The sequence below is a fragment of the Paraburkholderia sp. BR10954 genome (assembly GCF_040965775.1).
In the GTDB taxonomy this organism is placed as follows: domain Bacteria; phylum Pseudomonadota; class Gammaproteobacteria; order Burkholderiales; family Burkholderiaceae; genus Paraburkholderia; species Paraburkholderia youngii.
This window is the reverse complement of sequence record NZ_JBFRCK010000014.1, coordinates 147,430-167,993: the sequence shown is the minus strand read 5'-3', so window position 1 is coordinate 167,993 and position 20,564 is coordinate 147,430. Positions and strand designations below refer to the sequence as shown.

At 58.7% G+C, this 20,564-nt stretch carries 21 protein-coding genes and 3 pseudogenes; 11 read left to right on the top strand and 13 right to left on the bottom strand.

The genetic code is table 11. The features are described 5' to 3' along the window. The first annotated feature begins 334 nt into the window (after nucleotides 1–334). The gene (locus AB4Y34_RS20735) at nucleotides 335–550 is read left to right on the top strand and encodes a heavy-metal-associated domain-containing protein (RefSeq protein ID WP_368717060.1); all 216 of its coding nucleotides are present in this window, start codon (nucleotides 335–337) and stop codon (nucleotides 548–550) included. Continuing rightward, nucleotides 547–1,005 (top strand): plastocyanin/azurin family copper-binding protein, encoded by a 459-nt coding sequence (locus tag AB4Y34_RS20730; protein ID WP_368717059.1) that lies wholly within the window; start codon nucleotides 547–549, stop codon nucleotides 1,003–1,005. The genes AB4Y34_RS20735 and AB4Y34_RS20730 overlap by 4 nt, the downstream gene beginning before the upstream one ends. A gap of 327 nt (nucleotides 1,006–1,332) precedes the next feature. Here the strand turns inward: AB4Y34_RS20730 and AB4Y34_RS20725 are convergent. Next, nucleotides 1,333–1,728, bottom strand: a pseudogene (locus AB4Y34_RS20725) (tyrosine-type recombinase/integrase); the annotation flags it as partial. Between AB4Y34_RS20725 and AB4Y34_RS20720 the strand changes: the two are divergent. From AB4Y34_RS20720 to AB4Y34_RS20705, 4 genes and pseudogenes are all read left to right on the top strand, one after another. After that, nucleotides 1,724–1,864: pseudogene (locus AB4Y34_RS20720) on the top strand (IS110 family transposase); the annotation flags it as partial. The pseudogenes AB4Y34_RS20725 and AB4Y34_RS20720 sit on opposite strands and share 5 nt — an antisense overlap. A gap of 256 nt (nucleotides 1,865–2,120) precedes the next feature. Further along, nucleotides 2,121–3,068 (top strand): cation diffusion facilitator family transporter, encoded by a 948-nt coding sequence (locus AB4Y34_RS20715; RefSeq protein ID WP_368717058.1) that lies wholly within the window; start codon nucleotides 2,121–2,123, stop codon nucleotides 3,066–3,068. A 182-nt stretch (nucleotides 3,069–3,250) separates the two neighbouring features. After that, nucleotides 3,251–3,817 (top strand): cytochrome b, encoded by a 567-nt coding sequence (locus AB4Y34_RS20710; protein ID WP_368717057.1) that lies wholly within the window; start codon nucleotides 3,251–3,253, stop codon nucleotides 3,815–3,817. Between the two features lie 92 nt (nucleotides 3,818–3,909). Continuing rightward, a complete protein-coding gene (locus tag AB4Y34_RS20705; RefSeq protein WP_368717056.1) occupies nucleotides 3,910–5,034 on the top strand; it encodes a VIT1/CCC1 transporter family protein in 1,125 nt (374 codons plus the stop codon). Nucleotides 5,035–5,264: 230 nt separating this feature from the next. On the opposite strand, the pseudogene AB4Y34_RS20700 reads toward AB4Y34_RS20705, so the two are convergent. Both AB4Y34_RS20700 and AB4Y34_RS20695 read right to left on the bottom strand, forming a co-directional pair. After that, a pseudogene (locus AB4Y34_RS20700) lies at nucleotides 5,265–5,381 on the bottom strand (hypothetical protein); the annotation flags it as partial. Nucleotides 5,382–5,671: 290 nt separating this feature from the next. Then, nucleotides 5,672–6,187, bottom strand: a complete 516-nt coding sequence (locus AB4Y34_RS20695; RefSeq protein WP_368717055.1) for a transposase — start codon at nucleotides 6,185–6,187, stop codon at nucleotides 5,672–5,674. A 270-nt stretch (nucleotides 6,188–6,457) separates the two neighbouring features. Here AB4Y34_RS20695 and AB4Y34_RS20690 point away from each other — a divergent pair, with 270 nt between their 5' ends. After that, nucleotides 6,458–7,804, top strand: a complete 1,347-nt coding sequence (locus AB4Y34_RS20690) for a sorbosone dehydrogenase family protein (protein ID WP_368717054.1) — start codon at nucleotides 6,458–6,460, stop codon at nucleotides 7,802–7,804. Nucleotides 7,805–8,031: 227 nt separating this feature from the next. Here the strand turns inward: AB4Y34_RS20690 and AB4Y34_RS20685 are convergent, their stop codons facing one another. Beyond that, nucleotides 8,032–8,745 carry a FadR/GntR family transcriptional regulator gene (locus AB4Y34_RS20685; RefSeq protein ID WP_368717053.1) on the bottom strand — a complete coding sequence of 238 codons (714 nt, stop codon included), beginning with the start codon at nucleotides 8,743–8,745 and terminating at the stop codon, nucleotides 8,032–8,034. 148 nt (nucleotides 8,746–8,893) lie between these two features. Here AB4Y34_RS20685 and AB4Y34_RS20680 point away from each other — a divergent pair, with 148 nt between their 5' ends. From AB4Y34_RS20680 to AB4Y34_RS20670, 3 genes are read left to right on the top strand one after another with little or no spacing between them, the layout of a single operon-like run. After that, entirely contained in the window at nucleotides 8,894–9,775 is an 882-nt protein-coding gene (locus tag AB4Y34_RS20680) for a fumarylacetoacetate hydrolase family protein (RefSeq protein ID WP_368717052.1), read from the top strand. Beyond that, a complete protein-coding gene (locus AB4Y34_RS20675; protein WP_368717051.1) occupies nucleotides 9,772–10,557 on the top strand; it encodes an alpha/beta fold hydrolase in 786 nt (261 codons plus the stop codon). Before AB4Y34_RS20680 ends, AB4Y34_RS20675 begins: the two co-directional genes overlap by 4 nt. Before the next feature lie 23 nt (nucleotides 10,558–10,580). Beyond that, nucleotides 10,581–11,924, top strand: coding sequence for an amidohydrolase family protein (locus tag AB4Y34_RS20670; protein ID WP_368717050.1), 1,344 nt, complete (start codon nucleotides 10,581–10,583; stop codon nucleotides 11,922–11,924). A 381-nt stretch (nucleotides 11,925–12,305) separates the two neighbouring features. Here the strand turns inward: AB4Y34_RS20670 and AB4Y34_RS20665 are convergent, their stop codons facing one another. The 8 genes from AB4Y34_RS20665 to AB4Y34_RS20630 all read right to left on the bottom strand — a co-directional run bounded on the left by AB4Y34_RS20665 (nucleotide 12,306) and on the right by AB4Y34_RS20630 (nucleotide 17,896). Then, complete coding sequence (locus AB4Y34_RS20665; protein WP_368717049.1) at nucleotides 12,306–13,058, bottom strand: antitoxin Xre/MbcA/ParS toxin-binding domain-containing protein; 753 nt, start codon at nucleotides 13,056–13,058, stop codon at nucleotides 12,306–12,308. Between the two features lie 85 nt (nucleotides 13,059–13,143). Beyond that, nucleotides 13,144–13,410 (bottom strand): hypothetical protein, encoded by a 267-nt coding sequence (locus AB4Y34_RS20660; protein ID WP_368717048.1) that lies wholly within the window; start codon nucleotides 13,408–13,410, stop codon nucleotides 13,144–13,146. Beyond that, on the bottom strand, nucleotides 13,407–13,739 hold the full coding sequence (locus tag AB4Y34_RS20655) for a hypothetical protein (RefSeq protein WP_368717047.1): 333 nt from the start codon (nucleotides 13,737–13,739) through the stop codon (nucleotides 13,407–13,409). The genes AB4Y34_RS20660 and AB4Y34_RS20655 overlap by 4 nt, the downstream gene beginning before the upstream one ends. A gap of 252 nt (nucleotides 13,740–13,991) precedes the next feature. Continuing rightward, on the bottom strand, nucleotides 13,992–14,393 hold the full coding sequence (locus AB4Y34_RS20650) for a hypothetical protein (RefSeq protein ID WP_368717046.1): 402 nt from the start codon (nucleotides 14,391–14,393) through the stop codon (nucleotides 13,992–13,994). A 288-nt stretch (nucleotides 14,394–14,681) separates the two neighbouring features. Then, nucleotides 14,682–14,948: an antitoxin Xre/MbcA/ParS toxin-binding domain-containing protein gene (locus tag AB4Y34_RS20645; protein ID WP_368717045.1), complete on the bottom strand. Its 267-nt coding sequence runs from the start codon at nucleotides 14,946–14,948 to the stop codon at nucleotides 14,682–14,684. Nucleotides 14,949–15,389: 441 nt separating this feature from the next. Next, the gene (locus AB4Y34_RS20640) at nucleotides 15,390–16,205 is read right to left on the bottom strand and encodes an antitoxin Xre/MbcA/ParS toxin-binding domain-containing protein (RefSeq protein ID WP_368717044.1); all 816 of its coding nucleotides are present in this window, start codon (nucleotides 16,203–16,205) and stop codon (nucleotides 15,390–15,392) included. A gap of 293 nt (nucleotides 16,206–16,498) precedes the next feature. After that, nucleotides 16,499–16,711: a BPSL0761 family protein gene (locus tag AB4Y34_RS20635; protein WP_368717043.1), complete on the bottom strand. Its 213-nt coding sequence runs from the start codon at nucleotides 16,709–16,711 to the stop codon at nucleotides 16,499–16,501. Nucleotides 16,712–17,386: 675 nt separating this feature from the next. Continuing rightward, nucleotides 17,387–17,896: a DUF6471 domain-containing protein gene (locus AB4Y34_RS20630; RefSeq protein ID WP_368717042.1), complete on the bottom strand. Its 510-nt coding sequence runs from the start codon at nucleotides 17,894–17,896 to the stop codon at nucleotides 17,387–17,389. 516 nt (nucleotides 17,897–18,412) lie between these two features. On the opposite strand from AB4Y34_RS20630, the gene AB4Y34_RS20625 reads away from it, so the two are divergent. After that, nucleotides 18,413–19,498: a TniQ family protein gene (locus tag AB4Y34_RS20625; RefSeq protein ID WP_368717041.1), complete on the top strand. Its 1,086-nt coding sequence runs from the start codon at nucleotides 18,413–18,415 to the stop codon at nucleotides 19,496–19,498. Between the two features lie 107 nt (nucleotides 19,499–19,605). Here AB4Y34_RS20625 and AB4Y34_RS20620 read toward each other — a convergent pair whose 3' ends face one another. Then, complete coding sequence (locus AB4Y34_RS20620) at nucleotides 19,606–20,541, bottom strand: TniQ family protein (RefSeq protein WP_368717040.1); 936 nt, start codon at nucleotides 20,539–20,541, stop codon at nucleotides 19,606–19,608. Nucleotides 20,542–20,564: the final 23 nt, after the last annotated feature.

Below are 20,564 nucleotides of genomic sequence, written 5' to 3'. Positions count from 1 at the left end.
CAGCATCCAACTCCGGCGCTGCCGCGAAGCTCGCAGATTTACTTAATAGCGTCGCGGCGCCGCTCATTCCAGCGTCAGCAAGGAGGTGAGAATAAGGGAACGGAATTTATGATAGTCCCCGTACAGTAGTTTGCGCACCCGCCGCGCCCATGGCCGCTTGACGCCACGAGCGGGCCATAACTCGCGCTCGAACTTACGTCGGACTTGCCGAAGGTCACCGTCTGGCCTCATGCCGAAATGGCACCTGAACGCGCTGTCCGGGATGTTCGTGTCGCTTGACCTTCCAACGATGGCAATGTGTAAGCTCGGAACTCCATTTCACCGGGAGTTCTCCATGCAGTTCCACCTCGATAACATGACCTGCGGCGGTTGTGCACGCGCCGTGAGCCGCGCGATTCAGTCGATCGATCCGAGCGCGATCATCACGGCGGATCCGTCAACCCGGCTCGCGCATGTCCAAACCTCCGCGCCGCAAGAACAGATCGGTTCTGCGCTGCGCGAGGCGGGCTTCCCTCCGCGTGCGGGCAAGCCGGAAAGGGGGATTCGATGATGTTCAAGTCAATGCTTGCTGCTGCCGGTCTGTTGCTTGCCCTGATGACTTCCACTGCGCTGGCCCACGGAAACGATGAAGCCTTATCCGTCGGCAAACCTGCCCACACGAAGGACGCTACGCGCACGATCACCGTCTCGATGCTCGACTCCATGCGCTTCGAGCCGCCGACGATCGCTGTGAAGAAAGACGAAACGATCCGCTTCGTTGTGAAAAACGCCGGCAACGTACGTCACGAGATGACGCTGGGCTCGAAACAGGAACTGAAGGAGCACGCCGACATGATGCGTGCGATGCCGGACATGATGGATCACGACGCCAATAGCGTGACGGTCGAACCTGGGCAAACCGGTGATCTGGTGTGGCGATTTTCCCATGCTGGTGTGTTCGATTTTGCCTGCCTGCAACCCGGGCACTTCGAGGCAGGGATGAAGGGGACGATCACCGTCAAGTGACGCCACTAGCGGAAGGGGCGTCGTCTGAAAAGCGGGAGTATCCGGTTCGGTCGCTCGGCTATGCCGCTGAGCGCCCGCAATCGCCTATCACTCGACAAGGCCGCATGGCAGGCATGGAAGGGCCAGCAGACGCTCGAATGCCTAGGCGAAGGCACCGATTAATGTCCGTAGATGGCCGGGTTGAGGCGGTGCCATCCGCAACTCGCTCGTCGGAGACCGGCCATTGAGCGAGTGCGGACGAGACCTCGGCTAACCAAACTGGACGACGACCTCGAGCGGCCGCTGGTGGCCGGTCAGCGACCGCTCGCTAACCGGCCGCCCGAGCATCTACACCTTAGTCTGTTCCGCCATTTCAAGTGCGTCATCTACCTCAATGCCGAGGTAGCGCACTGTACTTTCAAGTTTCGTATGGCCGAGCAGCAACTGGACAGCCCGGAGGTTCTTCGTGCGACGATAGATCAACGACGCCTTGGTCCTACGCATCGTGTGGGTGCCGTAGGCGGTGTCGTCGAGGCCGATTGACGCGATCCACCGATGAACCAGCCGGTCGTACTGTCGTGTCGACAGGTGCGGAGAGTCGTGAATCCGGCTTGGGAACAGAAATTCGGTTGCATGCAGCCCCGCATACTTTATCCACGCCGCGACGCTTTCGCGGGTCTGCTCGGTAATCTCGAACTGCACCGGCCGTTGTGTCTTCTGCCGCATGGTCGTCGCGCGGCTGGCATTCAAATGGATACGCATCCTCTATCGTTGCTGGCGAACCGGGACACGCTACGACGAAAGCGTTTATCTAAACGCATTGAGGAAGCGAGGCTCCACTCTTCTTGCAAGCATCTCGCTTCCTCCTCCAAAAGCTTGACGGACTGACTCAGGGCGTGAAGCAGTCCTCCACACCGCCATGACCCGATGGGTGCTTACGAGGGCGCAGCGGTCAATTGGACCCGGACTGACGTCCTGTTGCACGGACAACGAAAGGAAAAGGAGACTGCGAATCGTTGTCGTTTATTTTATATAAAAATCAACGACTTATAGGATTTTTTGATTGGTTATGCGATAATTCGCGCGTTGATTTTTCTGGTCTCCGCGTGTAGTCGGAGACGTCCGGAGCCTGACGCATGAGCGCTAAACATACGATCGAAATTGAGCACCACGCGGCGGCCCAACGCAGCATCATGGTAAGTGTTTGCGTGAACCTGCTCCTCTCATTGGCGCAAATTGTCATTGGCGTGGTCGCGAGGTCACAGGCTTTGCTATCCGACGGTGTCCACTCGCTGTCAGACCTCATTTCGGATTTTGTTGTGCTGTTCGCAGGTCAGCAAAGCAGGAAGGGTCCCGATGACGACCATCCCTATGGACATCGACGCTTCGAGAACGCTGCATCTTTCTTTCTTGGACTGCTTCTGCTTGCCGTCGGCGCTGGAATGCTCTGGACCGCCGTAGTGAAGTTCCGCCATCCCGAGGCGATACCACGCGTGCACGTGGCAGCCTTGTGGGTCGCATTGGTCGCGCTTGTCGCGAAGGAACTGCTTTTCCGTTACATGCTCGCAGTTGCCAGGCGCGTTCGGTCGAGCATGCTCGCCGCGAATGCCTGGCACGCACGGTCGGATGCCGCCTCGTCGCTGGTCGCAGCTGTCGGCATTGTCGGCAGCCTGCTCGGCTACCCGATTCTTGATCCTGTCGCGGCCCTTATCGTGGGCGTCATGGTGGCCCGCATGGGTTGGCAATTTGCATGGGCCGCTTTGAATGATCTCATGGATCGCGCGGCAGACGAGGACGAGGTCGCTGCTATCCGGGAGACGCTGGCTGCAATGGCCGCCCTCGCAGGCTTCCACGACCTTCGAACGCGCAAGATGGGCGACATGATCGTGGTTGACGTTCACCTCGAAGTGGATGCAGGGTTGTCACTGGTCGAGGCACATGAAATCTCGACGGCTGTGCAGCGCGAACTTGTCGAGAAGCATCCGGTACTGAGCGTCATGACGCATATCGACCCTGTTTGCGGGCCGACGCTCGGAGAGGTAAATATTAATCGCCACGAACTCGCGCTTCGCTTGTCAAGCTGACACAAGTAGCCAGTCCTCTGCTGGAACCGAGCCGGTTCCAGGGTTTGTGCTCGGCGTCAGCTACCGCGATGCCGTAAGCCCATGAACATGTATGCGCCACGTCAGCTACCTGTGTCGTTGCCCGTCGCGCATTCGCGTGGGTTAATGTAATGGCACTCTGCTAACGAGCAAAGGGAAAAACCATGGGTAGCTCTGGAACCCGTTACGGATCTATCACGCAATTCTTTCACTGGTGTACGGCGATACTTGTCCTCGTCGCATTTGTCTACGGGCCAGGCGGACCCGAACAGCGCGTGTATTCGTCCGTCCACGAGATAGACCGGCGACTCCACGAGACGCTTGGATTATGTGTGTTCGCGCTCACCGTCATCCGCTTGCTGTGGCGAATGATTGATACACGTCCCGAGCCACCCTCCGTTTCACGCTGGATGGGTATCACGGCAATAGCCGTCCAATCCATGCTTTTTCTGCTTCTGCTCGCACTTCCGATGACTGCCGTCGCTGGCGCGTGGCTCGAAGGACATCCCTTGACGCTCGTCGCCGGTGCTGATATTTCACCCCTGTTCGGCACTTCACATGACACGGGCGCAGCGCTTGCTGCGGTCCACAAATGGCTCGGCGACACGATCATGTGGCTTGCCGGATTTCACGCGTTCGCTGCTCTTTACCATCATATTGTCCTCAAAGACGACGTCCTGATCACGATGCTTCCTCGCTGGCTTCCTGCAAGACGGGCAAGAAGCCGGTGAACCCTCGAAACGCCGCCGATAGATTGCCGCCCGCGCGCCGGACTGCGTCCAGAGCAGCAGCTCCGTTACCGACAACCCAATCGGACGACATCATGGCCTCCAGAAAGGAACTCAAGCGTTACCGTGCGCATCTTGCCGACGAACGACATAGCGCGGCGATCTATGAAACGCTCGCGCGCGTCGAAAAAGACTCTGACCGGAAGCAGGTCTTCGGCGAGCTCGCCGCAGCGGAGCGAACCCATGCAAAGGTATGGGCTGACAAGCTGAAAGCGAACGGACAGCCCGTCCCAGACGGGCAAAGTGTCAAGACTTTCATGATGAAGAGTCTGGTTCGTGTCTTCGGTCCGAAATTTGTGCTGCCTACGCTTGCAGCCGCCGAATTTGCGGACCGGAATAAATATGCGGGCAACCCGGAGACCGCCACAATGTCCGCAGAGGAACGGCAGCACGCTAGCGTGGTGCAGGGCATGGTGAACGCGGACAAGCCGGAACCGACCAAGGGGGCCGAGATTGCCGAAGCGGAATCCTGGCATCGCGGCGTGTCATCTGGCAATGACCTCCGCGCCGCCGTGCTCGGTGCCAACGATGGACTGGTATCGAACTTCTGCCTGATCATGGGTGTAACTGGCGCCGGTACAGGCAACAAGGCGATTCTGCTCACGGCACTGGCGGGACTGATCGCAGGCGCCTGTTCGATGGCACTTGGAGAATGGCTGTCCGTCACCAATGCACGCGAACTTGCGAAAACGCAGATCGCCCTGGAAGCCGACGAACTTGAACACACTCCGGACGCGGAGGAGCATGAACTGAGGCTCATCTACCGCGCCAAAGGCCTGGAGCGCGACGAAGCGAAGCGCGTGGCAGCACAGATCATGCGCGACAAGGACAAGGCACTGGACGCGCTCACGCGTGAGGAACTCGGGTTGGACCCGGCGGAACTCGGTGGCAATCCGTGGACTGCAGCGGGCTTTTCGTTTTTCTTGTTTGCGGTCGGGGCCATCTTCCCGGCGATGCCATTCCTGTGGACGTCCGGCACCCCGGCGATCGTGCAATGCATAGGCCTGAGTATTATCGCATTGGCGGCCATCGGCGTATTCACATCACTGTTCAATGGACGCAGTGCCAGCTTTTCCGCGATTCGCCAGGTCGTCATTGGGCTTGTCGCTGCTGGGTTCACATTCGGCATTGGGCGTCTGTTGGGTGTGTCGGTTTCGTGATGAACAGAGGGACGAAAGAATACGCCGTGCCTCGCGATCATTGCTGGTCGCCGACGAAATGATCGGCGAAGCTCTGGTTGAGGCCGTGAGGCGAGGGCGATCGATTCACGTGGCGGGGCGAGGTCGAACTGGCTTTCACCGACGCCGTTTATAATCTGGTACTGCTCGATCTTAGGCGTGTGCCCCGAGGCAACTATGGTACGCACGCGCGGATGTTTGCGTCGCACAGTCCGGACCAGTTCAATGCCATTCATGCTGCCCTGCATGACGGCGTCTGTGACCAGGAAACTGATACGGGAGCCGCTCGCGAAGTGCGCGAGCGCCTCGTCTGCATTGCCCGCCGTAATGACCCGGTAACCGATGGTCCGAAAAAGCTCTGCCGTCGCTTCCAGGACTTCGGGTCGTCATCGACGACCAGTACGGTTTCCATCGCATGCCCGTCCGCTCTTCCGGCGGCATTGACTTCATCGACCGGAAAGAAAAGCGCGACGGTCGTTTCTGAACCGGGCTCGCTTCCGATCGTCATGCCGCTGCCCGGCTGTGAGACGAAGCCGTACACCTGGCTCAGCCCCAGTCCGGTTCCCTTGCCCGGTTCCTTTGTCGTGAAGAAGGGCTCAGTCGCCCTGGCGACTACCTCCTAAGACATGCCACTCCCCGTGTCCGTAACGCTGACCTTGACATAGCGTCCCGCCCTCAATGTTCCAAGATCGTTATCGCTCAGCCTCGCTGAGGAAACATTGATGCGGATCTCCCCGGCGCCGGTAATTGCATCGCGCGCGTTGACCGGCGACGACGTCCGTAAACCGCACATAGTGCCATGGGAACGGTTCGATGCTCGCAAAACACGCACCTGCGTTCGCGTCCAGGCGGAGAGGGCTCGGGGCGGACCACCTTTCCATTGATATTCCAGCCAACGTGCATTCTCCTGCTTCAGGCGTGCGTTCTCAGCCTCCAGATCCGTTACGGGTGGCCTTTGCCCACGCTTGACTGGCGCGTCCGCCTTACGCGCATCGCCCACCCAGTTCGCTAGCGTCTTATCCGACATCTCCAGACTTCGCGCAACCTCCCGCAATCCTCGCCGGCCCACAATCACCTTCTCGACCGCTGCTGCGCGAAACTGCTCCGTGTGCTTCCGCCTCGGTACCGCTTTCATCGCTTTCTCCCACAAGGCTCATTTATCAACCGTATAGCGTCCGTTTGTCGGGGACCAGATCAACCTGACGCTCGGCAGGGACGATCCGGATGCTGGGCGCATGCCGCTTTCGTATGGTTGCCACCGTAACGCATGCAGGATCGAAAAGCCGGAGTCGACGGTCTTCCGCCCGAATCTAGCGGGAGTTTCCGCCTAAGCACGCAACGTCACGGGCGGGCTTCTTGCTATCCCTCTATACATATCAACCAACGCTCATTGAGTGGAATCCGCATGCGCGTGCTAGGCCGTGTGGTTATGTCAATGATTATCCCGCTAGCCTCCTGCGCCGTCGGACCATCAAGTTCAAGCGATACTGGCTTCGGCGCGTCGCCGGCCATGCCGGCTCCAAGATCGGCATTGGTTCCAATGGTTAACATCGCGCCGGTTCAGGCACGCCCTGAAGGTTTCATGCCCATCGCTCCCGCCGGCTTTGCCGTCACCGAGTTTGCCAGTGGCCTCGCACACCCGCGCTGGCTTTACACGCTGCCCAACGGTGACGTGTCGGTAGCGGAAAGCGACGCACCAAAAGAGCACGATGAAGGCAGTGGCCTGTTCGGCTGGGTCAGAAAGCAGGTCATGAAGCGCGCGGGCGCCGGTGTGCAGAGTCCCGATCGCATCGTGCTACTGCGCGACGCGGACGGCAGCGGCGTCGCAAAGACGCAGACCGTGTTTCTGCGCGGCCTGCACTCACCGTTCGGGATGGCGTTGATTGGCAATCAACTCTATGTTGCCGATACGGACGCTCTGCTGCGCTTCGACTATGTAACGGGCGCTACCCAGATTACGAGCCGCGGCGTCAAGGTCGCCGACCTGCCGGCGGGGCCGATCAACCATCATTGGACCAAGAATATTTTGGCGGATCGCTCTGCCAGGCACCTGTACATCACCGTCGGATCGAATAGCAACGCGGGAGAAAACGGAGTCGAAGCCGAAGAAGGTCGAGCGCGAATCCTTATATTCGATATCGACACAGCCTGCTTGCGGCCCTATGCGACAGGATTGCGCAATCCCAACGGACTTGCCTGGCAACCGGATAGCGGCGCATTGTGGACAGCAGTCAACGAGCGCGACGATCTAGGCAACAATCTTGTTCCGGACTACATGACCGCCGTGAAAGATGGCGCGTTCTATGGCTTTCCCTACAGCTATTACGGCCAGCATATCGACACCCGCGTCAAACCGCAGCGCCCTGACCTGGTTGCACAGGCTATCGTGCCCGACTATGCCCTCGGCAATCACACGGCCTCGCTGGGTCTGGTCTTCTATGACCGGACGCTGTTCCCGGCTCACTATCGCGGAGGCGCTTTTGTGGGTCAGCATGGATCATGGAATCGCAAGCCGCGTACCGGATACAAGGTGGTGTTCGTGCCATTTGTCGATGGAAAACCTGCCGGGGTACCTGAGGAATTCCTGAGCGGCTTTCTGACGGCAGATGGCTACGCCGTGGGTCGACCCGTTGGCGTCGCGCTTGACGCGCACGGCGCGTTGCTCGTGGCTGACGACGTCGGTAACGCTGTATGGCGGGTATCGCCGCGTAACGACGTGAAATCGGCGGATATCCCGCCGGCAGGTAAATGACACGACGCTGACTGCTTGTTCCGAAGCCTTCCAGCCTGATGCGATCGGCTCAAGCCGACCCGTTGTTGTCCTTCAGGCTGACGTTGCGAACGGCAGATAGTTGACGTACTGCGGCCGGCCGGTGACGTAAATCGGCCATCAAATATCCAAAATGAACTCCTAAGCCTCGACACCGCTAGCGCATGGGACGTGGCGCAGTGCGCAGCCTCGGCTTTGGGCCCGGGCCGTCAGATACCGAACAAGTTGCGCTGAATCTGACGCAGATGCCCTGTCAACACCTCGCCAGCCTCATCTGCATCGCGGTCACGTAGCGCTTCGACAATCGCCCGGTGCTGTGCTTCGTATTCCTTGCGTCGCTCGGGCGTTAGCGAGTGGCGCTTGAGTCGCCCCCATTCGCCCTGTTCGCGAACTCGATTGGTCAACTCAAGCACTTTTAGGAAGAAAGTGTTGTGTGTCGCCAGCGCGAACGTACGATGCAACTCGCCGTCCCAGTGCTCAAATTCTTCTACCGTTTGCGCCGCTTCGGACCGCTCGATGCATTCCATCATCCGCGCGAAGTCGGACGACGTGGCGTTGCGCGCTATCAGCTTCGGCATCAGCGGTTCGATGAGAAGCCGCGCCTCCATCAGCTCAGCGGGGCTGGTCTGTGTTTCGGAAATCTCGTTGATGACGATTTCCGGCGGCGGCAATGCTTTCGCAGCACCGGGAAGCACAAAGGTTCCACTGCCCACAGACTGCGTAATCAGGCCACGGTCCTTCAGGTCCTGCAGGACGCGCCTTACAGCGCCACGCGACGCACCGAACTGCTCGCTCAATTGACGTTCAGCGGGCAGTTTGACGCCGTCACCCATACGGCCAGACGCAATCTCATCGTAGAGATACGCCGCCAACGCTCTCGCACCGGTCGCCCTCACTGGGCTTTTCGCCTCGACTTCTCCCATCGCAATGCTCCCCTGTTGCATTGACTAAATCTTACCACATCATGTACCAATTGGTTGATTTATTGGTTAACCCCTACTTGCAAGAGGTCCAATATGGTTCTACAGTACGTCATACGCAAACCAATTGGACTAACTCAGGAGCCAATTCATGAAACTCGCAAACCTCCATGTTGACGGCGCAGCGCTGATTGCAGTCGTGGATGTCGACAAATCGGTCTTCTGGCCAGTGTCGGCGTTGGTCCCGGATTTTAACGGCGATATGGTCCAATTGGTCCAGTCATTCAGCCAATTCAAGGGAGACCTTCGCCCGCGCGGCGAAGGCCGTCCGCTGAGCGACGCCACCGTACTTGCGCCTATCGACCAGCCGCGTCGCAATATCTTCTGCGTGGGCAAGAACTATCACGAGCACGCGGCCGAATTCCAGAAATCGGGTTTCGACAGCAGCGCCAAGGACGGCGAACACGCCCCGGAAGCGCCCGTCATCTTCACCAAGCCGGCAAGCACCGTCATTGGACCGGGCGTCAAGATTCCCCGCCACGTCGGCGTCACCAGCCAGCTCGACTACGAGGCGGAGCTTGGGGTCGTTATTGGCAAGGCAGGCCGTGGAATCAAGAAGGCGGACGCAATGGGGTACGTTTTCGGCTATACCGTAATCAACGACTTTACGGCCCGGGACCTGCAAAAGCTCCACCGCCAATGGTTCATCGGCAAGTCGCTCGACGGTTTCTGTCCGATGGGACCGTACCTTGTCACCGCCGACGAAGTCGACGGCCAGAACGTTGACGTGAGGTGCTGGGTGAATGGCGAACTGCGCCAGAACTCGAACACCAAACAGCTAATTTTCGACATCCCGACGCTTATCGAGACGCTGTCCGCTGGTATCGAACTGCAACCGGGCGACGTCATCGCAACCGGCACACCGGCGGGCGTTGGTATCGGCTTCAACCCGCCGAAGTTCCTGCAACAGGGTGACGTGGTTCGCATCGAAATCGAGAACGTCGGCGTGCTGGAAAATGAGGTGGGTGAATGACAACGACTCTGGTCAAGAACATCGCGGTCGAAGTCGACGGCGATGGACAGGCGGTAGTCTGTATTCACGGCCTCGGTGGTTCGTCGAATAACTGGACCCCAGTTCTTTCCGCCTTCGAGGGTATGAAAGTCGTCCGTCCCGAGCTGCCCGGTAGCGCGCGTTCGGCGCTCCCTTCACAACCGCTGTCCATCGACCTGTACGTCGAGACGTTAGCTGCTGTGCTGGGCGAACTGGGCATCTCGAAAGCGCACGTCGTCGCACACTCGATGGGCACTATCGTCGCGGAGCATCTGGCCATCAAACACCCAAAACTCGTGAAGAGCCTGGCGCTGTTTGGGCCGCTGCTTGCCCCTCCGGACCAGGGTCGCCCGGGCATTCAGGCTCGAGCAGCGCTGTCGCGAGAGAAAGGCATCGCGGGCGTGCAGGAAATTGCCGACGCAATCGTCAAGGGTGCGACGAGCGCTGAGACGAAGGCTCAGCGTCCAGTCACGGTCGCACTGGTGCGGGAAAGCGTGATGCGCCAGTCGCCGGAAGGCTACGCGCAAAGCTGCGAGGCACTGGCGGGCGCGCAAGCAGCCGAAGTCGAAAAGATTTCCGTACCGACGTTGCTGGTCACCGGTGATGAAGATGGTGTGGGTCAACCGGCCGCGGTAAAGGCAATTGGCGAGCGCGTCGCTGGAAGCAAGGTCACAGTCCTCTCAGGCTGCGGTCATTGGACGACCTTCGAAAAGCCCGCCGAATGTGCCGCAGAGCTCAAGGCCTTCTACAAGTCAATGCAGTAAGTCCCCCACCTATCGGAGGAGACATGAACAGAATCGCTTTTACCAACGTAAACATTTTCGACGGCACTGGCGCCGACCCGTATATCGGCGAAATTCTGGTCGAAGATAATCGGATTACACGTGTAGCAAAGAACGGCGAGAGGGTGAATGCAGCTGGAGCGCACACCATCGACGGGCGCGGACGGTTCATCATGCCAGGCATGACCGAGGCGCACACCCACTTTTCGTGGAATGACCAGCCTTCTTTGTCGGCAATTCAATTCATGCCGCCGGAAGAACACATCCTGTGGTGCGTCAGGGTGGCAAAGCGCTATCTCGAAATGGGCTTCACGTCTGCGCTCGGCGCTGCTGCCGCGAAGCCGCGCCTGGACGTCGTGTTGCGCAATGCAATCAACGCCGGCGAGTTCCCTGGGCCGCGCTATCTGGCCGGCAGCCAGGAAATTACGACACTCGGAGGTCTGGGTGATAACACGTTGCCTCATCTGCCGTTCCGTGAACTGAACTTCGGTGAGGTTGTCAGCGGGCCAGAAGAAGTGCGACGTGCTGCGCGCATGTTCATCAAATACGGCGTTGACCAGCTGAAAATCAACCTCTCAGGTGAATACATCGCAGGTATCCCCGCAGAAGTCTCGCCCTTCTCCGAGGAAGAAATAGCGATGCTGGCTGCGGAGGCGAAACGCGCAGGCAAGCGAGTTGCCGCTCACGCCCGCTCAAGCGAATCGGTCAAGCAGTGTGTCCGTCACGGTCTGGAGCTGGTCTTCCACGCAAGCTTCGCGGACGAAGAAGCGCTCGACATGCTCGAAGCAAACAAGGATAAGCACTTCGTGGCTCCCGGAATTGGGTGGCTTGTCAGCACGCTGTACCACGCCGAGAAGTGGGGCATCACGGAAGAAGTCGCGACCAAAATGGGGTACGCGCGCGAACTGGAAATCGCATCGGAGACGCTCACCAAGATGCACAAGCGTGGCATCCGGATTCTCCCGGGCGGCGACTACGGTTTTGCGTGGATGCCGCATGGTACGAACTCCCGGGACCTCGAGCATTTCGTGAAATACATAGGCATGACGCCGAAGGAAGCACTGTTGTCGGCAACCAGCCTTGGCGGCGAACTGATGATGCAACCGGACAGCATCGGGAAACTGGCGGCAGGGTATTACGCAGACATCGTTCTGGTCGACGGCAACCCGCTTGAAGACCTGAAAGTGCTGCAGGACCCGGCGAGGATTTCCCTGGTCATGAAAGACGGTGAGCTTATCAAGAGCTGCTACGACATGAAGGCGCCGGAGGGTGCCATCCACGTCACCGGAGGAAACGAGCCTATGAGGGATGAAGGCGTCAAGAAGGCAATGCACGCCGAATCCCGCTGAAGTCCCGCCGCGATATTCACTCCAGTCCCGGCTGTTTCCCTGAAAAAATGGAGCCAGCTCTGGCTATACGTTCGGCCTGGGCGTACGAACGTACTTCTAGTTCTACTGGACGGGGTAGCCCTACGAGAGTCACGGGATGAGGGAGCGGCGGGCCCGCTCTCTCAGACTCAGCCAATCTCCTTGGCCCGTGCAGCACCCGGAGCGTTTGAAAGTGGCGCTTTGAGACTCACATCTTCCTCAGCCCCCGTGAGACATCGACGGTCGTCGCAAAAGGGCTCCATTGCCGACGTTCAAGATGCATACGCGAACGTCCCCTCATGGCCGAACCCGGTCCGATGACGGGAGGCTCCAGAAAGTTACTGAAAATGGGATGACGACAACTTAGCCGGGGATGCCAAAAAAAATCCGGAGGAGGATCTGCTCGACACGCCGCGCGCCCGATTCTGACCTCGCCGCCTCGAGCGGCGTGCGTCCACCCAGCTCAGGATGCTCGGTCGTGAGCCACGCAGCGGCGTCCTTGTCGGATTGCCACACGAGCCTCAGCACCTGCGCGAGCCGGCGCGCCCTGAGCGCCGGCGGCCCGTCGCGCCGGGTGACTAGCAATCTCACGGCGCCAGCCAGTGCCGTGATGGATCGCCCAAGATGCTCCGCGTTAGCGGGCGAGCGCAACAGGTGCGCCGTCTCGCTGTCCTCTCGCGACACCGACACTCCATTCTTTTGTTCCCGGGCCGGGAAACAGCTCCTCATCAGGCGAATCAGTCGCTCGTTAGGCACCGGCGGCGCATCCAGGGCTGCCCGGAACGCTTCGAACGCCTCTGGCGACACCGGCAATCCATGCGTTCCGACGAATTCGTTGCTTGCCTCGCGCTCGTCAAATCCTTCGCGCGAGCCGAACTCCGGGTGTGCGACCTTGATCCACTCGCCAAGGGTCTCTTTGACGCAGCGCTGGCACAAGTCGAGGCGCAACTCGTTGCCGTCACCGAACACTGAACCAAAGCCGCCGCGCCAGGCAAGCGACACCTTCTCGTACCACTCATTGTCGTCACCTCCATCGGAGGTCATCCGGCGACCACACCGATCGCACGTACACGCAGCCACCTCGCGGACGGTCTTCTCACGATATTCGAGGCTCATGGTTCACGCTTTCACAAGGACGTCGTTGCCCGACGGCGCTCAGATCTCAATGCGACGAGGAGGTATCACAAACCGGTTTCCAAGCTCATGTTGTCACCTTACCTATAGCTCTACGTGGCCACCCACGCGGCAGTAAGCCGAGCCGCACCGCTGTAGCTGTCGGCAGCCGGAGCAGCACCGTGTCGACTGGAGACCCGGCCAGCGAGCCGCCGCGGCCGACGCCAACGTCAAGCTGCACACCGTCGAGCTCCAAATACACGAAGTCCTCCGCGTCCAGCAGCTCCTCATACAAGTGCCAGCCGGGCGCGCCGTCCTCCTGCTCTTGACGCTCGATTGTGACTTTTGTGCTCATGGCTCCTCCGACCCGCCCTCGTCGGTCTTCTTCTGCGACAGCCGCCGCACCTGCTTGATGCCGCGCTGGATCGCGTCAGGATCCGACCACTTCGTGTCACGTTTCCAGTCAGGAGGCAGGATGCCAAGCTGCCGCGCAGTCCCGGAGGCCAACTCTAGCCGGACAGTGCCTGCCCGCTGGTAGGGCCCGTCGATCATCGTGATGTCGACTCTCACACCCTCGAACTCAAGATAGACGACATCGTCCGCTTCGCACAATTCTTCATAGATCTGCCACGGCGGCAAATTGCCGTCCCGGTCCTGCCAACGGAGCGTTGCTTTCGTGCTCATCTCGCTACCTCCGTGCCTTCAGCCAGAGCGCCCAGGCGGCAAGGCCGCCGCCCGTCGCCACAACGATGGCAAGTGCGAAGATGAGGCCGATTTCGAGGCGCATTTTGGTCTCCGGCTATTGGTCTTGCAAAAGTTTAATCCCGGGCAGCTTGGGAAGGCGGGAGCGGTTTTACACCATGCGAGGCCGCGGCATGGTGCAAAACGGTTCCGGCCGCCGACATTCACTCTGACGTACCTCGCCAAGACGCCTCTTCAGTTTTGTTCGTGCTCGGGGCAACGCGTCCTGATCCACTGGTCTCGAATAACACGGCCTCGATTGCCGCACACTTCGCAGAGCCGCGCACTGATCATTTCTGCGAGTTCGATCATTCCCTCCTGTACCGCGTTGTGGCCATTGGCATAGAAGCGGAGTACGCCGAATTTCTCCTTGACCTGCGTGGCAACAACTTGCGGAGCACCGTTTGCGGTCGCATTCTGTAGCGTCGCGCAGAGGACATCGATCAGGTCAAACCAGCCATCCGCGCACTCGAAGCCCCAGCTCGCAAATGCCGACGGTATGGCAGGCATGTCGGGATCGTCCGGATTGGCAATCGGCTCGACATTAAAGATCAGCGCGTAGGCGGCACGCAACTGGGCACTCAATTCTGGTCTCACCTCGTCTCTCCGTTGTTAGCGCATTGACGCACGCAGAGCGTGTCTAGTGTTTCGTCGATCGAGTTCGTCGGGGCGTAGAGGTTCCTGCGTTCCCCTCTCGGCAACATAGCGCGGGGGCCAGCCACGAAGCGGTCCCGACTGCGACCCTCTAGGCGGTTAGCCATTTCGTATTGTTGAGAACAGCGTTCACCGCCCGCTTCTCCATCTCGACCCGGGATGGGATTTCGAGCTTTACGCGCATGGTGTTTGTGCTCCAGTGGTTCTCCGCGGATGCACGCTACGAACGCATCACGCAAACACGCCGTGCTCGATACGTCCCAGCGCATCCATCACGCTCTCCGTGCCAACGTCGGTGTCTACGAGGCTCAGTGGCGTGGCGTGTTCCAGGGCAATAACCGGTGTCTTAAGCCAGGCGAGTGCCAAATCGAGATCGTCAAACACCTCGGCAGCGCGAGCCAGGACACGCGCGAGGCGCACCAGTCTAGCCGAGTCGTCAGGGCTCCACCCTTTGGTTGCCATAGGTGCCTCTTGTGTATCGTAAGTCGCGAACATCATTGTGCAGCACCGTTCGCCGATGTTCGTTCAACTCTCAGGGGAATCGCAGATTGGTTGGTCCCGTTGAGAGCACTACGACACTCTCCGCCTCATGTGTCACATCGCTGTATCCCTCTTCACGCCTGGCACGCGGTCCTGGGTACCAAACGTCGTATCTTTCGCCAGCGTAGGTGCCCCGCTCGTGTGTCCATAATTGGCTCGGAATCACAACCTCTTGAATTTCATCAGCTTCATCACGATCGGAGTATTCGCCCAAGAAGAGCACACGGCTACCGGGGTCTGCCTGTCGAAGCAGGTCGATAAGTTCGCCGACTGTCATTTGTGCGCCTCAAAAATTTGCAGCTTTTTACTGACCATCGACTATGGCAATTCGGTTAAAAACCGGCGCCAAACCGCTCAACAACGCTGCGTGAAAGCCACGTCTAACTATTCGGCCCATGCTCATGTGTACACCCCGTGGTCAATGCGAACGAGCAGCGTCATGACACTTTCAACGCCGTTCGGGTCGTGCAGGAGGTCGAGCGGCCGGCAACGGTCCAAGGCAATGGCTGGTGTAGCGAGCCAATGCTTTGCTGCTTCCTTCGACCCCAGCACGCCGATCGCCTTCGCCGTTACGGTGGCCAGAATGGATCCTTCCTTGAAAGCCCGAGCAGCTGACAAAACTTGCTTCACTTCCCTGTGCATGAGTGCTTGTAGTGGCGTCATATTGCCGAGCGACATGTTTGGCGACGTGAGAAATTCCCACTTGCTCCATCCGGTCAGGCCATCGAGCCGTCGGACTACCTTCGCTAAGTCCTTGCGGTCGAGATCCCTCACCAGGAAGAACGCCGGATAGCAAGGCTCGCCCTCTATATCGACACTGAAAATCCGACCGGCGGAGACTGCTCTGCTCAGTTTCCGCTCCGAAATTCCCGACGCCGCACAGTACCTCGACGTGCGTAGCAACTTCCCGTCGTCAACAAGAGAACGGCGCTCGCCCATGCGAAGGTCCGGAGCGAGTTTGGCGCAATTGGCCTCCTCAGGGCTCGGGCCATGGATTGCGCGGAGATCGATGTTCAACGCGGTGGACATACCAACGACTTCCATAATGCGGGTTTTGAGGAGTCGCCCCAGTTCGGCATCAGGAACGTCAAGAAACGCGAGAGTTGCCACGGGGTCGAACAAAACTGCCGCCACGGCTTCGACGTGCACGAGATGCAGAAATCGCGCATCGTGACGTGAGAGATTGCCGTGTTCATCACTTTCAGTCCCGGTCATCGTTGTTACTTTGTGGACCACTAGTTCTTATCTGTCCATGTCCTGGATATAGGCAGGATGGACGTCGGAGTATGAAGTCACGCCATTGAGTTCGCGCCAGCACTCCCAAACGTATTGTGCGTTTTCATCCCAATCGCTATGGCCTATCAGGTGGTACGCGGCCTGAGCGAGTGGTGCCGCGTAAGACCAAGGGATCAAAGGTGGCAATCGCCGAACTCACTCGACCTGTGGTGTGGTCAGGCAAATCGCCATGATTGCGGCAACCGTAAACGTATGTATGACGTATTGAACGCTCATTCGCGACTACTGCTGTTTGGGGGAGCCCAGATCCTCGGTAGCGCCAGAGCGGACACCTCTAGGTCTACGTCCAGCGGATAGTGTCTAAGAAGCCCCATCGCGACCGATTGAACCAGACCTGGGATAGTAATTTGCTCTGCGGTTGCGAGTACGTTCAGGAAACCACGCGTCTCCAAGACTGCTTTCGTACGCTCGGCCGGCGTTGTCATTATTGTGCACCGGCGAGCAACAGCTCGGTGACGTCGGTGTAAGACGCCACTTCATTGACCTCGCACCACCGCTCCCATACATACTGAGCGTCGATATCCCGACCACTTTGACCTATTAGTTGGTAGACGCGACCTGTATGAGTCGCGCCACGTAAGGTCAAGGGGTCGAAGCTGCATAGCATCGAGCTAACTCGGCCAGTATGGGCGGGACGCTTTTTGCCGACGAAATGCCTGGATCCCTCCGCCGTCTCAAGGATGCGCCAATGTGACAACGAGACCTCGGGTTCTTCGCTCACAGGTGCGACGTTCCAGATTGGCATTGCTGCCTCCATTCAAGGCCGAGCGCCGCCCGGCTAAAACAGCCCCCGATTGCACTCAACGACTTAACGGCAGCACCGCCTCATGCCGCCCAAGCTGTGACGAAGCAACGGTCTGCCCGGTACCGACCGCACTCTGCTGTAGCGGAGCACCTCGCGCTCAACATCATGTTTCTGCGCCACTTTGGCGGCCCACCACCGGCTGGCGCGTAAATCCCCGCGAAGAAGGGGGGCTGCATCAGGCGACGATCGGCGCGCCATTCAGCGTGTGTTTTCACACGCTATTGACTCTAATATAGACGAGTTTGAAGGAGAGGCAAGGAAGGATGTGGGCGATGCCGAACGGGGGGTTGGTTGCTCAAAGAGCCAGCATGCATTGCTTTGCGGCGGCTCGCAGGTCGGATCGGTCCAAAAATAATTCAAGACCCTCGAATGCCGATACCACAGCGCACTGAAGAAACAGAGTGGTTGGGAAGGCGCCGCCTCGAATTTGCGCAGCCAACGCGTCAGGCTCCGCCTGCGCGCCTATGACAGAGAGGCGACGCGCGAGCTCTTCCCACGTTAGCCAAGGGCGAAGCTCGAGTTCATGCCGAACCAAGACCGCTGCGCGGTGCTCCCAGTCTCCGCGGACCTTTAAGGCAGAATCCCAGTGCGCCGGGCAATCGGCCTGAACCGCAACCAGCGACTGCAAGAAGAAACTGAACCGGAAGGTCCCGCGCTGGATCTTCCCTTCGACGGAGCGAGCAGACTCATCCAGGCCCAATCGAGAGAGTTCGGAGGCCAGCCCCGCATAGCTGACGTCCTTGCGGACGAGCAGGACCCGCGCTGCGCGAGAAGCCAACTTTGACCAGATTTCGATTCGTTCCACCGAAAGCCCTTGTTTATTTCCCAAATTCCGGCTAACATTCGCGTGTGGAAATACACGCGGAATTGGCTATCGATTCCCCGTGCTCTCCGCGGCGACCGGGCACAGAAATCACAACAAACCGGTCATTCTACGTTAAGCAGCCGCTTTCGGGGCGGCTGGCGCCGGTGTGCGCGCGCTCGCAGTTTCAGGTTCGGACTCGGTCAAGCCTTGCTCCTTGACCTGTCTCAGACTAAGAAAAGCGCTTGCGGCCCCCAGCGGCAAAATTCGACAGATAGCCAATAGGGGTCCCCACCACGCAGCGTGACGAGCCTTAGTGTGTGACGAAATCATTCCCTAGCAGTTGTGACGGGCATGCGCTTACCCATTCGCTGGCGGTGATTCAGAGAGTGTCTCCGAACACACCGAATACGAACACCAACCACAGCGCAGTCACGCCTTAGCTCGGGTATCACGCTCGTCCGATGAGATGCGTCGACCTGCGAGCAGCTGGCACGCAACGCTACTGCGAAGCAAATCATGTCATGTATAGACGATAGGTTGGTGTTACCAGTGACGACGGATGTCGACGCGGCCGCGGCTGAGCACCTTGCAACATGCTGCATCCCTGCCGTGTTGCCGGGGGAGACGGTTTATAGCTGGTGCGCCCGATTCCATCGCCTGAACTGCGGCGGTGACGTTGGAGCCACCAGTCTACTGTTGTTTGGACACCCCACTGCAGGCCTCACGAGTGGCTTTCCGTCCCGTTTGGTCCATTTTCACAGCATAACCGGAGGAGCATTCGGCACACTGTCTGACGTGCTTAGGCGCGGTACGCTATTCGGGTTTCATGCGCCCTTTTTGCCGAACTACGTCAGGGAGGGAGTTCGTCGTTACTTGCTTTACGGAGGGCCATCTGGAGAGCTAGATCGAACGCTTGGGATCTGGAAGGCCGGACTCAACATAATAAGGCCTCTCAGGTTCTGTTCGGCTTGTGTCGTCGAACAATTGAGTCAACGCGGACATGGGTGGTGGATGGAATCTCATCAGCAGCCGTCGAGTTTTTCCTGTCTCATCCATCACCAGTGGCTCAGAGTTGCCGATCCATCCCTGCGTCCGGTCCTATTGGGCGAGTATTGCTTGCCTGATGTTCTCGATAGTCAAACCGTAGCGAATGGTCTTGATGAGAGCCTGTCCTGCTGCAGGCAGTTGACACGACTTGTTGAGTGGGCGAACTTCATACGGCGGTTGGATGGTCTATGGCTCGACGGCGAATCGTTACGCCATATCTATCGGCTTCAGACCAAGGCTCGAGGTTGGGTCACTTTTAAAGGCGACGTTCAGTTAGAGCAGTTTCGAGACGCGTTCACTGCTTACTACGGGAGTATCCTTCAGCTGTTTCCTGAGAGAATCGGAGAAGTTGGGGGGGGGCGAGGGGGGTCTATCGCAAGATTGCTTATGAGATGGCCCGCACCGCATTATCCAGTGAAACATTTGTTGTTATTGAGTTTCCTCTTCGAGGCGCCAGGCGATTTCGTGGCGCTCTGCGCGAGAGTCCAAGTCATGCGTTCTGGTGGGAGCAGGGACGCCATAGAGTCACCGCTGTGCTCTGGGCGGCAATGTTGATGCGGCTCCCCGCGAGCTAACAGTCCTTCAATTTTCTTGCGGCGACTATCAGCCTGCGGCTCAACATTGATTGCCGCCATATGTGCTTGTGCGGGGCCGCGTGACTATTAGCTCGACGGATCAGACGGCCGGTCTAACATATCAGCTCGCTCTCTAGGCGATAATAAAAGTGCTAATGCTAAGGCGTAGCTTACCGAAGATGCTCGGCCTCTGCCCGAAAACACGTTGTGGAGAGCCGAGTCTCCAATTCGGGCCGTCTCTTTCCGCAAACGAAAGACTTTGCGGAGCCACCATGCGGGACACGCGTTAAAGGCGAGGTCAGTCAAAAACGACAAATCGCTCGGCATTGCTGGATCACCATCATGACGACACAGACCTCGCGCTACCGCCTGTTCTCGAAGGCAATCGTCGATGCGCGTGACATTGTCCAGTAGGGGGTGCCGAAGAAACCCGGTCATTACATCGCAAACGCTTCGGAGAACTGGATACTTCTCGAAATCTGCTGCTGAGGCAGGCGTCCGCTGTGAGGCGACAGTTGCCACCGGGATCAGTGTGTCTTGTGCTGGCCAACCATCAAGAGCCAGCAGTGGGGTCGCATGGACCGGACACCAGTAAATGCCGTCTAGTTGGTGTTGTCGATGCCAAAAGGGAAATCCGAGGTTTCGCACCTGCTCCGGGAGGCATTTTTTACAAAGCTGAAGACGTGTGCGATGTGAATACGGTTTGATTTTCGTCCGATGCATCCGCCTATAAAGCCACGGGGCCGCGACCGCTGGCGTAGGCATAACTCCCTGGGCCGCAAAGTTCGAGTGATCGAAAAGAAATTCAAATACGGACTTGCCGGAAGTCGATGCGAGGGCCTCGAGGTACGCTTCCGTCTGATGGTGGCGACCAGTTGCGGGCCTGTGTTTCTCTTCCAGCTCGAAGTGAGCGACAAGACTGCGCATCGTCTCAACGCAAGAGCTTCCGATGTTGAGATGGGTCAGTCGACCAATAACCCCTAGAAGAAACTCGTCTTGAGCCGGCTTAAGCAATATGGGCATTAGATGAGCTCGCAGGGTCTTCT

Bases quoted from the DNA above. Each gene is read 5' to 3' on its own strand.
- AB4Y34_RS20715 (WP_368717058.1), top strand. From the start codon at position 2,121: ATGAGCGCTAAACATACGATCGAAATTGAGCACCACGCGGCGGCCCAA.
- AB4Y34_RS20705 (WP_368717056.1), top strand. From the start codon at position 3,910: ATGGCCTCCAGAAAGGAACTCAAGCGTTACCGTGCGCATCTTGCCGAC.
- AB4Y34_RS20675 (WP_368717051.1), top strand. From the start codon at position 9,772: ATGACAACGACTCTGGTCAAGAACATCGCGGTCGAAGTCGACGGCGAT.
- AB4Y34_RS20625 (WP_368717041.1), top strand. From the start codon at position 18,413: ATGTCATGTATAGACGATAGGTTGGTGTTACCAGTGACGACGGATGTC.
- AB4Y34_RS20655 (WP_368717047.1), bottom strand. From the start codon at position 13,739: ATGAGCACGAAAGCAACGCTCCGTTGGCAGGACCGGGACGGCAATTTG.
- AB4Y34_RS20695 (WP_368717055.1), bottom strand. From the start codon at position 6,187: ATGAAAGCGGTACCGAGGCGGAAGCACACGGAGCAGTTTCGCGCAGCA.
- AB4Y34_RS20735 (WP_368717060.1), top strand. From the start codon at position 335: ATGCAGTTCCACCTCGATAACATGACCTGCGGCGGTTGTGCACGCGCC.
- AB4Y34_RS20670 (WP_368717050.1), top strand. From the start codon at position 10,581: ATGAACAGAATCGCTTTTACCAACGTAAACATTTTCGACGGCACTGGC.
- AB4Y34_RS20685 (WP_368717053.1), bottom strand. From the start codon at position 8,745: ATGGGAGAAGTCGAGGCGAAAAGCCCAGTGAGGGCGACCGGTGCGAGA.
- AB4Y34_RS20665 (WP_368717049.1), bottom strand. From the start codon at position 13,058: ATGAGCCTCGAATATCGTGAGAAGACCGTCCGCGAGGTGGCTGCGTGT.
- AB4Y34_RS20680 (WP_368717052.1), top strand. From the start codon at position 8,894: ATGAAACTCGCAAACCTCCATGTTGACGGCGCAGCGCTGATTGCAGTC.
- AB4Y34_RS20635 (WP_368717043.1), bottom strand. From the start codon at position 16,711: ATGACAACGCCGGCCGAGCGTACGAAAGCAGTCTTGGAGACGCGTGGT.
- AB4Y34_RS20690 (WP_368717054.1), top strand. From the start codon at position 6,458: ATGCGCGTGCTAGGCCGTGTGGTTATGTCAATGATTATCCCGCTAGCC.
- AB4Y34_RS20730 (WP_368717059.1), top strand. From the start codon at position 547: ATGATGTTCAAGTCAATGCTTGCTGCTGCCGGTCTGTTGCTTGCCCTG.
- AB4Y34_RS20660 (WP_368717048.1), bottom strand. From the start codon at position 13,410: ATGAGCACAAAAGTCACAATCGAGCGTCAAGAGCAGGAGGACGGCGCG.
- AB4Y34_RS20645 (WP_368717045.1), bottom strand. From the start codon at position 14,948: ATGATGTTCGCGACTTACGATACACAAGAGGCACCTATGGCAACCAAA.
- AB4Y34_RS20710 (WP_368717057.1), top strand. From the start codon at position 3,251: ATGGGTAGCTCTGGAACCCGTTACGGATCTATCACGCAATTCTTTCAC.
- AB4Y34_RS20640 (WP_368717044.1), bottom strand. From the start codon at position 16,205: ATGACCGGGACTGAAAGTGATGAACACGGCAATCTCTCACGTCACGAT.
- AB4Y34_RS20620 (WP_368717040.1), bottom strand. From the start codon at position 20,541: ATGCCCATATTGCTTAAGCCGGCTCAAGACGAGTTTCTTCTAGGGGTT.